The sequence below is a fragment of the Sutterella seckii genome, from assembly GCF_009183815.1.
Taxonomy (GTDB): domain Bacteria; phylum Pseudomonadota; class Gammaproteobacteria; order Burkholderiales; family Burkholderiaceae_F; genus Sutterella; species Sutterella seckii.
The window spans coordinates 17,370-30,612 of record NZ_WEHX01000003.1; the positions used below are offsets into that span (position 1 = coordinate 17,370).

The 13,243-nt window shown below is 61.7% G+C and carries 11 protein-coding genes; 6 read left to right on the plus strand and 5 right to left on the minus strand.

Features of this window, described 5'->3' with window-relative positions; genetic code table 11:
- Positions 1 to 5 precede the first annotated feature (5 nt).
- The gene (locus GBM95_RS01180; RefSeq protein WP_152157418.1) at positions 6 to 2,396 is read left to right on the plus strand and encodes a DEAD/DEAH box helicase; all 2,391 of its coding nucleotides are present in this window, start codon (positions 6 to 8) and stop codon (positions 2,394 to 2,396) included.
- 96 nt (positions 2,397 to 2,492) lie between these two features.
- Positions 2,493 to 3,902: a dihydroorotase gene (locus GBM95_RS01185; protein WP_152157419.1), complete on the plus strand. Its 1,410-nt coding sequence runs from the start codon at positions 2,493 to 2,495 to the stop codon at positions 3,900 to 3,902.
- Between the two features lie 100 nt (positions 3,903 to 4,002).
- Here the strand turns inward: GBM95_RS01185 and GBM95_RS01190 are convergent, their stop codons facing one another.
- On the minus strand, positions 4,003 to 5,250 hold the full coding sequence (locus GBM95_RS01190; protein ID WP_152157420.1) for a sugar transporter: 1,248 nt from the start codon (positions 5,248 to 5,250) through the stop codon (positions 4,003 to 4,005).
- A 182-nt stretch (positions 5,251 to 5,432) separates the two neighbouring features.
- On the opposite strand from GBM95_RS01190, the gene GBM95_RS01195 reads away from it, so the two are divergent.
- Positions 5,433 to 5,858, plus strand: coding sequence for a hypothetical protein (locus GBM95_RS01195; RefSeq protein WP_152157421.1), 426 nt, complete (start codon positions 5,433 to 5,435; stop codon positions 5,856 to 5,858).
- A gap of 93 nt (positions 5,859 to 5,951) precedes the next feature.
- Here the strand turns inward: GBM95_RS01195 and GBM95_RS01200 are convergent, their stop codons facing one another.
- Positions 5,952 to 6,734 carry a nitroreductase family protein gene (locus GBM95_RS01200; protein WP_152157422.1) on the minus strand — a complete coding sequence of 261 codons (783 nt, stop codon included), beginning with the start codon at positions 6,732 to 6,734 and terminating at the stop codon, positions 5,952 to 5,954.
- 89 nt (positions 6,735 to 6,823) lie between these two features.
- Between GBM95_RS01200 and GBM95_RS01205 the strand changes: the two genes are divergently transcribed.
- The gene (locus GBM95_RS01205) at positions 6,824 to 7,192 is read left to right on the plus strand and encodes a helix-turn-helix domain-containing protein (protein ID WP_152157423.1); all 369 of its coding nucleotides are present in this window, start codon (positions 6,824 to 6,826) and stop codon (positions 7,190 to 7,192) included.
- A gap of 148 nt (positions 7,193 to 7,340) precedes the next feature.
- On the opposite strand, the gene hmpA is transcribed toward GBM95_RS01205, so the two are convergent.
- Positions 7,341 to 8,546 carry an NO-inducible flavohemoprotein gene (hmpA, locus tag GBM95_RS01210; protein WP_152157424.1) on the minus strand — a complete coding sequence of 402 codons (1,206 nt, stop codon included), beginning with the start codon at positions 8,544 to 8,546 and terminating at the stop codon, positions 7,341 to 7,343.
- 848 nt (positions 8,547 to 9,394) lie between these two features.
- Here hmpA and GBM95_RS01215 point away from each other — a divergent pair.
- Positions 9,395 to 9,859 carry a hypothetical protein gene (locus GBM95_RS01215; protein WP_152157425.1) on the plus strand — a complete coding sequence of 155 codons (465 nt, stop codon included), beginning with the start codon at positions 9,395 to 9,397 and terminating at the stop codon, positions 9,857 to 9,859.
- Positions 9,860 to 9,963: 104 nt separating this feature from the next.
- On the opposite strand, the gene GBM95_RS01220 is transcribed toward GBM95_RS01215, so the two are convergent.
- Both GBM95_RS01220 and GBM95_RS01225 read right to left on the minus strand, forming a co-directional pair.
- Positions 9,964 to 11,607, minus strand: coding sequence for a formate--tetrahydrofolate ligase (locus GBM95_RS01220; RefSeq protein ID WP_152157426.1), 1,644 nt, complete (start codon positions 11,605 to 11,607; stop codon positions 9,964 to 9,966).
- A 224-nt stretch (positions 11,608 to 11,831) separates the two neighbouring features.
- Positions 11,832 to 12,458: a response regulator transcription factor gene (locus GBM95_RS01225; RefSeq protein WP_226960285.1), complete on the minus strand. Its 627-nt coding sequence runs from the start codon at positions 12,456 to 12,458 to the stop codon at positions 11,832 to 11,834.
- Positions 12,459 to 12,652: 194 nt separating this feature from the next.
- Here GBM95_RS01225 and GBM95_RS01230 point away from each other — a divergent pair, with 194 nt between their 5' ends.
- The gene (locus tag GBM95_RS01230) at positions 12,653 to 13,207 is read left to right on the plus strand and encodes a pyridoxamine 5'-phosphate oxidase family protein (RefSeq protein WP_152157427.1); all 555 of its coding nucleotides are present in this window, start codon (positions 12,653 to 12,655) and stop codon (positions 13,205 to 13,207) included.
- The last annotated feature ends 36 nt before the right edge of the window (positions 13,208 to 13,243 follow it).

The window sequence follows — 13,243 nt, forward strand, 5'->3', positions numbered from 1 at the left end:
ACGTCATGCCGTCCATCTTCAGCCGCTATGCGCCCTTCGTGCAGGACTTCATCTACAGGAACGGCTGGGAGCGCCTGCGCGGAATCCAGGTGGCGGCCGGGGATGCGGTCTTCAATACCGATGCGCACGTGCTCCTCACGGCATCAACCGCTTCCGGGAAGACCGAGGCCGCCTTTTTCCCGATCCTCACGCTTCTTTCAGAGAATCCCTCCGCTTCCGTGGGAGCGCTCTACATCGCACCTTTGAAGGCCCTCATCAACGACCAGTTTGAGCGCCTGACCGACCTCTGCGCCGAAGGCGGCATTCCCGTCTGGTCCTGGCACGGAGACGTCGCGCAGTCCAGAAAGAAGAAGCTCCTCGAGCACCCTTCGGGGGTGCTGCAGATCACGCCCGAGTCGCTTGAAGCAATGCTTCTGAGAAAGCACGCGATGATCCCGACGCTTTTCGGCGACCTCCGCTTCATCGTGATCGATGAAATTCACTCTCACATGCGAAGCGACCGGGGGCTTCAGACCATGTGCCTCATCGAGCGCCTCTCGCGCCTCGCAGGAACGGAGCCCCGCCGCATCGGTCTCTCGGCCACGATCGGCAACACGACGCTTGCGGCGGAGTTTCTCCGGAGCGGCTCAAAGCGCCCCGCCATTGTGCCGAAGGTGGATTCGCCTCCGGTGCGCTGGCGGCTCTCTATGGAGCATTTCTGGGCTGGGGGCGAAGAAAAGCGCGCGCCCGACGCATCGGTCACGGAGGTGTCCTCCGACGCCCGCGCCGTGGCGCATCCCGGCACGGCGGAAAAGGAAGAGCTCTCGCGCGCATCAGACCTCGCGCCCGGCGGCGCGGACCCCGGCATCGGCTACATCTTCGAGCATACGCGCGGGCGAAAGTGCCTCGTCTTCTCGAATTCCCGGGAAGAGTGCGAGTTCGTGACCTCGACCCTGCACAAGTACTGCGAGCTTCGGCACGAGCCCGACCGCTTCGCCATTCACCACGGGAACCTCTCGACTGCGATCCGGTCGGACGCCGAGGCGCTCATGAAGGATGAGGAGAAGCGCGTCACCACCTGCACGACGGCAACGCTCGAGCTCGGGATCGATGTGGGGCGCCTCGAGCGCGCCTTTCAGATCGATGCGCCCTTTACGGTTTCGGGGTTCCTGCAGCGCCTCGGCCGCACGGGCCGCAGAGGCGAGCCGCCCGAAATGTGGTTCGTGATCCGCGAGGACGAACCCGAACCCCGGGCGATGCTTCCGGAAACGATTCCCTGGAAGCTTCTGCAGGCGATTGCCGTTGTGGAGTGCTACCGCGAGGACCGCTGGGTGGAGCCGCCGAAGCTCGACCGCCTTCCCTACAGCCTTCTCTACCACCAGACGATGATGACGCTCGCGTCCGAAGGCGAAATGAAGCCCGCCGAACTCGCCGGCCGCGTGCTGACGCTCTCGGCTTTCCGCAGGATTTCGCCCGACGACTACAAGGTCCTCCTGCGGGGGCTGCTTGCGAGCGACCAGATCGAGCGCACCGAGACGGGCGGCCTCATCGTGGGGCTTCAGGGCGAGCGGCAGCTCGCGAGCTTCCGTTTTTACGCGGTCTTTCAGGAAAATGAAGAGTTTTCCGTGCGCTGCGAATCCGAAGAGCTCGGCACCATCGTGCGGCCGCCACCTGCCGGGGAAAAAATCGCCATCGCGGGGCATGTCTGGCGCGTCGAGGACGTGGACCTGAAGCGCCACGTCGTCTGGTGCTCGCGGGTTGAGGGCACCGTTCCCGCCTTTTTCGGGCTCTGCCCGGGCGACATCAATACGTACATTCTGGAAAAGATGTGCGCGGTGCTCCGCTCCGACGCCGACTATCCCTACCTCATGAAGGGCGCGCGCGAGCGCCTTCACGAGGGAAGACTCGCGGCCTTCCGGGCCCGGGCGACGGAGACGCCGCTCATCCCCCTGGGGGAAGGCCTCTGGTGCCTGATGCCCTGGCTCGGGACTTATCCCTTCCTTGCGCTCGAGCGCCTCATTCGCCTCCATGCGGCCCGAAGGATCGGATTGAAGAGCTTCGACGCCTCGCGCCCTTACTTCATTCTTCTCAGGATGAAGGCGGGTGCGGCGGAATTCTTCCGCGCAATCTACGAGGCGGCCGAAAACCTCCACGATCCGCTCGAGCTCCTCTATCCCGGAGAGATTCCGGTCTTTGAGAAGTACGATGAATTCGTGCCCGGGGAACTCGTGCGGAAGGGGTTTGCCATGGGGGTCCTCGGCGTCGCTGAGATGAAGGCGAGAGTGCGCGGCTGGGCGGGCATCTACGCCGGCAAAACGCAGGCGATTGCAAATCCCGCCGCCTCGATTGAGGAAGATCTTCCTGAGAGCGGCATTTTGGGAGCATCATTAAAGGATTCGGCGGGAATCAGACCCTGACTCCCGCAAATCAAAAGGACGGGCATTCGTTCCCCGGAAAAACGTCTCAGGAAGTGAGGCGGCAAGGCTCGTCCGTAACAAGAAAGGAGAGCAAGCATGTGGGATCGAATTATTCGCGGCGCCCGCGTCGTGGATCCGAAGAACGGCTTTGACGGCATCGCGGACGTCGCGGTCGAGGACGGACGCGTCGCCGCCGTGGCGACGTCGCTCGCCGGCCGGGCAAAGCTCGATGAGGAAGCCGACGGCCTCGTGCTGATGCCGGGCCTCATTGATTCGCACCTTCACCTCGGGAGCGTTTTCGGCTCGGCCTACGGTCAGCGCATGGCGGCGCTCGCGGGCGTCACCACCTGCCTCGACATGGCCGGTCCCTTTACCGACATTCTCGGAACTATTCCCTATGCGGGCGCCGGCATCAACGTCGCCTCCATTGAAGGCTTTTCGCCCGACGCCGTTTTCGGGACGCTCACGCCCTCGCGGGGAGAGATCCGCTCCTGGCTTGAAAAGACCGTTGAAGCGGGTTCCGTCGGCGTGAAGCTCATGGGCGGCCACTGGCCGCTGCCGCTCGAAACCTGCCGCAACGTGGTTGAGATCGCGAACGAAATGGGCGTCTACGTTGCCTGGCATGCCGGGTCGACCACTGCGGGCTCCAACATTGAAGGCATGCGCGAGGTGATCGACGCCGTGAAGGGCCTGAAGCTTCACCTCGCCCACATCAACGCCTACTGCCGCGGCCGCATCAATCCGGTTGAAGAGGAAGCGGCCGAAGCGATCCGGCTCCTTGTCGACAATCCCAACATCTGGTCCGAAGGGTACGTAAGCCCGATGAACGGCACGATCCTTACCTGCGACGAGAAGGGCGAGGTGATCGACCACGTGACGCGCACGTGCCTCAAAACCTACGGCTTCCCGATTACGGCGGACGGCATCCGCGGCGCCATCAGAAAGGGCGTTCTCTTCGTCGTGCGCGATACCGGAATCATTTCCGACCTTGCCGGAGGCGAGGAGGCGATTCGCCTCTGGGAGGCTGCGGGCACGAAGACCGCAGGGAGCTTCCCCGTCAATCCCGCGCTCTCGCGCCTGATGATTGCAGAGGCAAAGCGCCCTGACGGGACCTTCGTGGTCGACGCAATCTCGACCGACGGCGGCTGCATCCCGAGAAACGTGCAGATTTCGATCGGTCTTTCACTCGTTAAGTTCGGCGCCCTCACGCTCGCTGAATTCGTGCAGAAGACGTCGCTCAATCCCGCGCGCCATCTGAGGCTCTTCGACCGCGGGCATCTGACCCCCGGCGAAGCCGCGGCCGACATGACGCTCTTCCGGCTTGAAACCCAGGAGGTCGTGGAAACGATCGTGGGCGGCAGAACCGTCATGAAGAAGGGCGAGCTGACGGGCAGGGGCGCATCGCTCATCACGACGAAGCACGGCCGGGCGTCCCTCGAATCCCAGGGCTTCCGCGTGATCGAGACGCGCTTTGACGACGCGGAGCCGGAACGCATCCGCATCTGATGATTCGTTTCCTCTGACGAAAGGAAAACGGGCGGCGCTTTCTGCTGAAGCTTCCGCCCGTTTTTATGGTTCCTCAGATCAAACGCGGATGTCGGTCTGATCAGGCCTTTTTCCGGGTTGCTTCCGGAACGGCCGTGCCGGGTTCGCGCGAGAGGTCCTCGTGCGGCAGGATTGCAGAGCCCGTCTTCGCGAGAAGCACGAGGCAGAAGACGGCCGAGACCGTGATGAAGCCGCCGCCCACAAAGCTTACGGGCGCAAAGCCGAAGTGCTGCGACACGAGGCTTCCCACGAAGGCGCCCCCGCCGATGCCGATATTGAAGATCCCGGAATAGAGCGACGTGGCGACGTCGGCCGCGTCCGAAGCCACATTAAGCACTACGGTCTGGAATGCCATGCAGATCGCCGTCTGCGCGGCGCCCCAGACGAGAATGAGCGGCAGGAGCGTGCCCCAGGAGGAGCAGAGCGGAACAAGGAGATAGAGCGAAAGCGCAAGGAGGACGAGCGGAACGGTGAGAGACCCCGAGGGGAAGCGGTCGACCGTCTTCGAGCTGATGACGGTTCCGATGATGCCCGCGAGCCCGTAGATGAGAAGCACGTTGACGACGTCGTTCTCAAGCATGCCGCCCTCATGCTGCAGAATCGGGCTGATGTAGGAATAGGCCGTGAACTGGCCGAGCACCGTGATCGCCGTGAGAGCATAGAGCTGCAGGAGCGCAGGGCGCTTCAGAATGACGGGGAGGCTCTTCACGGATCCCGCCTTGGTGCTCGGGCATTCGGGGAGCACCATCCAGAGGAGCGCAAAGCAGACTGCGGCGCCGAGCCCGATGATGAAGAAGGATTCGGCCCAGCCGAAAAGGTGCCCGAGCTTGGTGCCGATCGGGACGCCCAGCACGGTCGCGACAATGGTGCCGCCCATGACGGCCGCAAGCCCCACGGCGCGCTTCCCCGCGGGCGCCATGCGGGCCGCAAGCGGCGTCATGATCGACCAGAAGACGGAGTGCGTGAGGGCGACGCCCACGCGCGTTGCATAGAGCGTCGCAAAACTGTCGACGAAGATGACGGCAAAGTGGCAGCAGGCGAAGACGACGAGGAGAAAGAGGAGGAGCTTTCTGCGCTCGAACTTCGCGGTCGCAAGCGCAAGCGGGAGCGACATGATCGACACCACCCACGCGTAGCCCGTGATCACGAGTCCCATGAAGGAGACGGTTTCATTGAGGCTCTTCGCCATGTCGGGAAGGAGGCCGACAGGCAGGAATTCCGACGTATTGAAGACGAAGGCGGCAAAGGCGAGGCCGATGACGGGAAGCCAGGCGCGAAAGCCTGAGCGTGCGCGCTGCGGGGCAGTCATAAAGGGGAAATGGAAAGAGAGAAAAGAATGGATTTCTTCGGTGCGCATCGTAGCACGCCGGAATGAGGGAAATCCCGCGGTTTTCTGAGGTGTATCTCCGAATTGAGTGTCCCTGCGTCATTAATTGGCGTTGCCTGATGCAGAATAAAAAAACGTCCAGCAAGGAAAAGGAGAATGCAGAAATGGATGAGCAGAAGACCACGAGACGAACGCTTCTCGCCGCCGCGGGCGGCTTGCTTCTTTCTCTCGCGATCCTCCCCGCGACGACCGCTGAGGCGCTTTCGCTCACGGACCCGCCCGGGAGAATCTACGACGAGAAAGGGCGCTATCAGGGACGGGTTAAAGAGAACGGAGAGCAGTACGATGCGCGCGGGCGCTACGAGGGGCGGCGCACGGAGGACGGGCGCCTCTACGACTCAAAGGGCCGCTACCAGGGACGCATCGACAGTTCCGGCCGCATGTACGATGAAAAAGGCCGCAGCACCGGGCGCGTGACGGAGGACGGCAGGCGCTACGACTCCAAAGGGCGCTACGAAGGCCGCACGGACCCCCGGACCGGCAGGCAGTACGACGAAAAGGGCCGCGTAACGGGACGCGTCGGCCAGTAGGAAAGCCCGGACCGGGAAAAGAAAATCGCCGCAGGCGGGAGAAGCTCTGCGGCGATGGATAAATGGAGCAGCAGGAAACCGGGAGACTCCGGACTACTTGATGTGGTCGAGAATCGACTTCGCGGGGTAGCCCACCGACTGGGCGGCCACCACTTCCTCGTCGGGCTTGAGGTGAAGCTTCGCGGCGAGCTTCTCGGCCGAGAAGCCCGTGCGGGCGACGCAGCTTAAGCCCATGGCTGCCGCCGCGAGGTAGACCGACTGAATCTTTGCGCCCACGTCGATGTTGGTCGAGCGGATGCGGAGCTCCCGGATCGCCTCTTCGCTGAAAGCGGCGCTGCGGATCTTCGGCGCAATCGTTTCAACAGCGTCCGTGATGAAGCTTCTCGTGCGCGAATAGTTCGTGACGTAGACGAGTTCAAGGGGCGGCAGCGTGAACTGAGAGTTGAGGAGGTAGGACTCCTCGCGGATGTCGTGGAGCGCGCAGAAAAGGAGCGCGCGGCGCTCCGGAACCCAGCGCCAGATGCCGTTGGCCTTCAGAAGATAAATATCCGTTTCGCGCCAGTTGAGGGCCGTCGGCGTCGTTCTCTTCCCGCCCTTGCGGTTGATGCCGTCGGCCGCGAAAAGAAGGTTGCTCACGAGCTGGTCGGGAAGGGGCTCGTTGCTGAAGCTCCGTTCGGACTCGCGCTCCTCGAGCGCCTCCATGAGCGGCATCGTCATGCCGTTGGGTTCTGGAAGCGCGCGCAGGATCTCGTCGCCGGACTTCCGGCCGAGGCTCCCGAAGCGGCGGTCGATTTCGGCCTTGAGCTCTTCAATCTGGTCGCCGATTCCGGTCCTGATGTCGTGAAGCTTGTTGTTGAGTGTTTTGCGGATGGACATGAGAGTGTGACTTAAAGGAAGAGTGGCGTGAGACTGTTAAAATACCTCGGGCGGCGTTCTGCCGCGAGTGTAAACAAGAGGTCCATGAGATGACAATCCGGCTCGAGCGAATCGACAACGAAGACGGCAGAACGGAATTCCGCATCGCTGTCGGGGAGAGCGATGCCGACGCATGGGAGACCGCGCTCGCTGCGCTCGTCGGGCTCGCGAACGGCTCGCGTCCGCCTCTTCGCAAAGCGTCGCCGGAAGACAACGCAGCCCGCGAACTGCCGGGAAAGCTCCTGAAGCGCCTGCGCACGGAATGCCGCATGACGCAGAAGGAAGCGGCGGCAATTGCGGGAACCACGCAGACCCGGATTTCCGACTTCGAGTGCGGCGTCCGCACGATTCCGCATGAGATCGCGGTCATCTTCGCCCGCCGCTTCGGGGTTGAACCGGGAGATTTTGAAGTCCGCTGAAAGCGGGCTCCATACTCCATGAAAAAGGCCGGCGTCCGCATGGGAAGCGGACTTGACCGGCCTTTCTGCATTCGGGTCCGCAATCCTGCGGACCCGTGAAGCCTCTTCCGGAGGAAGACCCTGCGGTCTCTCCGGAAGGCTGCCTCCATTACGCGCCGAAGCTTTCCGTGTGGATGCGCGGCTCAATCACGCCGATCTGCCGCAGCGCAGACGTGATGTCCGTCATGAAGGAGGTGGGCCCGCAGATATAGAAGTCTGCATCCGGGTCCTGACAGAAGTTGCGGATGTTGGCGGGCGTGATGCGGCCGGACGCGTCGAAGTCCTGTCCGAGATGGTCGTCGGGGCCGGGCTTCGTGAAGAAGACCGCCTTGGCGCCCTTCGGGAGCCCCTTCATCACGGCGTCGACCGTTTCCCTGAGGGGATAGGCGGCCTTATTCTGCGTCGAATAGAGGAAGTGCACCGAGCGGAGCGGATTTTCGGTCGAGAGCTCCTCGAGCATCGCCACCATCGGCGTGATGCCGATGCCGGCGGCAATGAGAACGAGAGGATGATCGTCCTTCACGTCGTCGATGACGAAGGTTCCCGTCGGAGCCGTGAGCTCGACCTGATTGCCGACCTTGAGCGTATTGACGAGCTGGTTGGAAACGATGCCGGCAGGGGCGCCCTCCTTCGCGCGAATGGCCTTCACGGTAATGCGGAGCATGCCGGAGCCCTTTGCCTGCGAGAGCGTGTAATGGCGCGGCTGCAGGACCTGGAGACCGGGGACGTAGACGCGCAGCGTCACGTACTGGCCGGCCCTGTAAGCGGGAACCTGTCCGCCGTCGGCAGGAAGGAAGTAGAAGGAGACGACCCCCGGGCATTCCTCAACCCGGTTGACGCAGTCGAAGGTGCGCCATCCGCTCCAGCCGCCTTCCATCTGAGCCTTTTCCTTGTAGATGCCCGCTTCAGCCGCAATCAGGATGTCGGCGAGCTGCTGGTAGGCGGCCGCCCAGGCGGCGATCAGTTCAGGGGTTGCGGCATCGCCGAGCACTTTCTCGGCAGCGGCGAGAAGGCACTTTCCGACGATCTGATAGTGCTCGGGCTTCACGCAGAGCGCGGCATGGCGCTCCGCAATGACTTTGACGGCGCCGCTGAGATTCTGAAGGGCATCGATGTTTGCCGCGTAGAGAGCGAGGGCGGCCGCGAGCGTCTTTTGCTGCGTGCCGGCAGTCTGATGCGAAAGATTGAAGATATTGCAGAGCTCAGGGTGTTCAGCCAGCATGCGGCTGTACATGAGCTTCGTAATCTCAAGACCATGCGCCCTGATGGCAGGTTCCGAGGATTTGATAAGGGCGATCTGAGAGGACGTAAGCATAGACAACTCCTTGCCAATATTGGATCGAGCCCGGAAGGAGTCCGGTCTCGGAGATCGGATAAATCGCTTCATCTTGATTTGATAATACACCTCAAAAACATTTGAGAAGTGTCGGAAATCAAAGAAATACCTACGACCGAAGACTTAAGTTCAATACGTGCAGAATGCCGTTCAATTGAAATTGCTATTTTCACATCCTAAAAAGCAATGATGGGTAACCCGAATGCACTGTCGTTTGTTGTCCGTTTTCAGCGTTGAATCCAGCACTGATTCTATATTTGTATGATGATATATATGGATTTATAATAAACAATACAATTTGTTACATTTATTATTTTGCATTCAGGCTGGCAGAACGGCGAATCAAAATTCGTTCATGTATACTGCACATATGTTCGGTTGGTTCGATCGATTGCTAAAAATCGTTTCGGTATTTCGAACAGATTGACGCGCCATGACGTCGGAGGAAACTCCTTTCATGGCTGCACTTCAGTGTGCTTTTTTCTCCTTTTTGTGGTTGATAAGGTTTCCGCGCGCTTAGATCGGCTGGTCCCCGGCAGGCGCTTCTGAAGAAATTCAGCGACAGGCGGAGCCTGCGACATCGACTGCAGGACTTTTCCGTGAACGGCAAAGGCTGCAGTCAAAAGTCAGCGCAGACGTCAGGGATCGGCTCCCCGCCATCTTCCGACGCAAATGCGCAGCCCTTTTGCGGCGGCCCGGTTTTCTCCTTTTCCGGGCCGCCGTTTCTCTATCTGCGTTTTCTACTTTACGCCCCTCGGCTTTTGTCCGCCGCGGCTTCCTGCTATCTTTTGAACGAACTTTGATTCGTTCATTCTGAGGATTTTTCCATGATTGCGGGCAGGCTATCCCTGGGTCTCGGCAGCCTTCTGACGGCGGCGCTTCTCTTGAGCGGCTGCAGCGTCGTCAATGTGAACGGCACCGTCAGTACGGCGGACAACGACCTCTGCGTCGTTCCGCCCGAGGGGAAGGAGCCCGGGATGCACGCGCTCCTTCTGAAGCTTCTGCGCGAGAAGCGCTTCGACGTTCGCGAACTCCCCGCTCATACGCCGCCTTCGGCCTGCCGGCAGACGCTCGTCTACCGCTGGGGACTCGAGCAGTACTACGTGCCGGCGCTCGTGAAGCAGTATCCGGTCGCGTTCGACTTCTATCTCGGCGGCGAAAAGACGGCGAATGCGAGCTTCGATCCGTCGAGGAATCCCATTTCTCCGCACGTCAAGTTTGTGAGGAGCTCCCGCTACTGGGCGAGAACGCTCGACCGGCTATTTCCCGGCCGGCCGCTGGTGGGCGATTGAATCATCGACAAAGGAAAAGGCTCCGGAACTGCTCCCGGAGCCTTTTTTCAAATCTCAGCCGGGAAGACCCGGAGGTCTTCCCGAGTGATGCGCGAGCGCCGTTCTTAGGCGAGGCCCGTGATGCGGCCGTTGACGACGTCGATGCCCATCGCGGCGGGGCGCTTCGGAAGCCCCGGCATGCGCATGATGGAGCCGGCCATCGCAACGACAAAGCCCGAACCCGCATTGAGGATGAGGCGTTCAACCGGAAGGACGAAGCCCTTCGGAGCGCCGAGCGCCTTCGGGTCGGCCGTAAGCGAGAACGGCGTCTTCGCGATGCAGACCGGGAGCCTGTCGTAGCCGAGGTCGGACAAGCGCTTCAGATCCTTCATGGCAGCGGCGGAAAGCTTGACGCCTGCGCCCCCGTACACCTGCGTGACGATGGCTTCGATCTTGTCGACCACCGGAGCGTCTTCCGCATAGGTGTTGACGAGCGGATGCGGATCGTCGGCCGCCTCGACCACTTCGCGGGCGAGCTCCATCGCGCCTTCGCCGCCCCTGGCGAAGCCGTCGCAGACCGCAAAGCGGACGCCGAGCGCAGCGCAGCGCATGCGGATGGCTTCGACTTCCTCATCCGTATCGGTGTGGAAGTGGTTGAGCGAAACGACGATGTTGGGGCCGAAGTGGCGCAGGTTGGCGATGTGGGCGTCGAGGTTGACGAGACCGCGCTCGACCGCTTCGAGGTTGGGGGCGCCGATCTCGGGGAGCGGCACGCCGCCGTGCCACTTGAGGGCGCGCGTGGACGTGACGAGAACGACCGCGGCGGGCTTGAAGCCGGCGGCGCGGCACTTGATGTTGAAGAACTTTTCAGCGCCGAGGTCCGAGCCGAAGCCCGCTTCCGTAACGGCGTAGTCGGCAAGCTTCAGCGCGGCGCGGGTGGCGGCCACCGAGTTGCAGCCGTGGGCGATGTTGGCGAAGGGGCCGCCGTGAACGAAGGCAATGTTGCCTTCGATCGACTGAACGAGGTTGGGCTTGAAGGCTTCGAGAAGGAGCGCGAGGAGCGCGCCCGTGGCGCCGAGCTCGGCGCAGGTAAAGGGCGTGCCGTCGGGGCGCAGGCCGAGAACGATGCGGTCGATGCGAGCGCGCAGGTCTTCCATGTCGTTCGCGAGGCAGAGAACGGCCATGAGTTCGGAAGCGGCCGTGATGTCGAAGCCCGCTTCAGTCGGGATGCCGTTGGCCGGGCCCCCGAGACCCGTGATGATGTTGCGCAGCATGCGCTCGTTCACGTCCATGACGCGGCGCCAGAAGATTTCCTTCAGAACGACCTGACCCTGATGACGGGCGTTGTCGAGAAGCGCGGCGAGAAGATTGTTGGCGGCCGTGATGGCGTGGAGGTCGCCCGTAAAGTGGAGGTTGATCGCCTCCATCGGGAGCACCTGGCTGTAGCCGCCGCCCGCAGCGCCGCCCTTCATGCCGAAGACCGGGCCGAGGGAGGGTTCGCGAAGCGCGAGCGCGGCGCTCCGGCCGATGCGCTTCAGACCCTGCGCGAGCGCGATCGAGGTGGTGGTTTTGCCCGAGCCCGCGGGCATGCCGGAAGTGGCCGTCACCAGAATGAGCTTGCCTTTTTCCTTGCGGGACGGGTCAAGCTGAACCTTGGCCTTGTCGCGGCCGTAGGGTTCGAATTCGGCGTCGGTGAGGCCCGCGGAATGCGCAAGCTCATCGATCGGAATGAGTTTGTGTTCCTGGGCGATTTCGATGTCGGTCTTCATGAGGACTCCTAAATTAACAAAAAGGGAAATCGGTCTCTGATGCGGACTTTTGTTGTTCTCGGAGGAACGGAGCCGCTTGGGGAGCGGCTCCCGGAAAGAGCCTCTTCACTCATTCGGAGTATGCGCGAAATCTGGCGCGCGATGGCGCATTCCGGGAGCAGAAAATGCGAAGCGCCGCAGTTCGCTAAGGAAGAGCAGCGCTTTCAGATGAGGATGGACCGGCGTTAGAGCGGGTCGCCCGAAAGAAGCAGGAGACGCGCAATTTCTGCGGCGTTGTGGAGGTCGAGCTTCCTGTAGGCGCTGCCGCGGTGAACCTGCACGGTTTTTTCCGAGATGCCGAATTCGGCGGCCACTTCCTTGTTGGAATAGCCCTGGGCGACCATGCGGATCACTTCGCGCTCGCGCTGGGTGAGCTGCTCGAGGCGCGACTTGAAGTCGGCAACCTCAGCCTGATCGCGCCGCATGGCTTTGTTGCGCGCAACGGCGGCTTCGATCGTATCGATGAGGCGCGATTCCTTCGGCGGCTTCTCAATGAAGTCGAAAGCGCCGTTCTTCACGGCATTGACGGCCATGTCGATGTCGCCGTGACCGGAGACGAAGACGATCGGGAGGTCGCAGCCGATGTCCTTGAGCTTGTTCTGGAGCTCCAGACCCGACATGGAAGGCATGCGCACGTCGAGCAGAATGCAGCCCGGACGGCGGAAGTCGGCAGAGGCTAGGAACGTGCCGGCGTCGCTGTATTCCGCGCACTCGTAGTTTTCGCCCGAGAGGAGGAACGACCACGACGAGCGCACGGCGCTGTCGTCGTCGATGATGCGGATGAGGGGCTTATTGAATTTGCTGTCCATCATTTCATTCGTCTCGCTGAAGCGCTTTCGGATCCGCCATCAGGGGTAAATGGCAGAAAGAACTTCAATCTGGGTGCGAATCGTAAAAAACAGAGAGTATTGTAACGGGCTATGTGTGCCGCAGAGGCCGGCAACAGACTCAAATATACGATTTAGATACTTTGTGAGTACCGACTCTCATCTGATTGGGATAAAAGATGCTGCAGGAAGAACACGCTTCAGAATTTCTCGAGGAAGACGGCCGCACGGAGCGCCCCATGCGCCGGCGCGACCGCGAGCTTTCCTTTACCGACACGCTTCGCGTCATCAGGAATGCCGACTATGCCGTTCTCTCAACCGTGGATGAGGCCGGATACCCCTACGGCGTTCCGGTGAGCCCGGTGCTCGAGGGCGAGAAGCACCTTTACTTTCATTCGACGCGCGCCCTGAGCAGAAAGGCCGACAACATGCTCGAGAATCCGAAGGTGTCGCTCTGCTTTGTTGCTTCCCAAAAGACGCTCCCCCTTGAATTCACGGTCGACTACGCGAGCGCCGTCGTCGCGGGACGGGCCTGCCTCGTCATGGACGAGGAGGAGCGCCGTCATGCGGCGCTTCTCATCTGCGCCCGCCATGCGCTTGAGGCCGGAAAGGAAAAGGCTGAGGCCTATTACGCAGAGGGCGGCCGCGCCATCACGATCTGGCGCGTCGATATTGAGAGCGCTACCGGAAAGTCCCGCGGCTGGGACCGCATTTCTACCGGGCTCGCCCGCTGAAAAACGGTATTCTTTCGAACACGGGCGCGGCAGGCT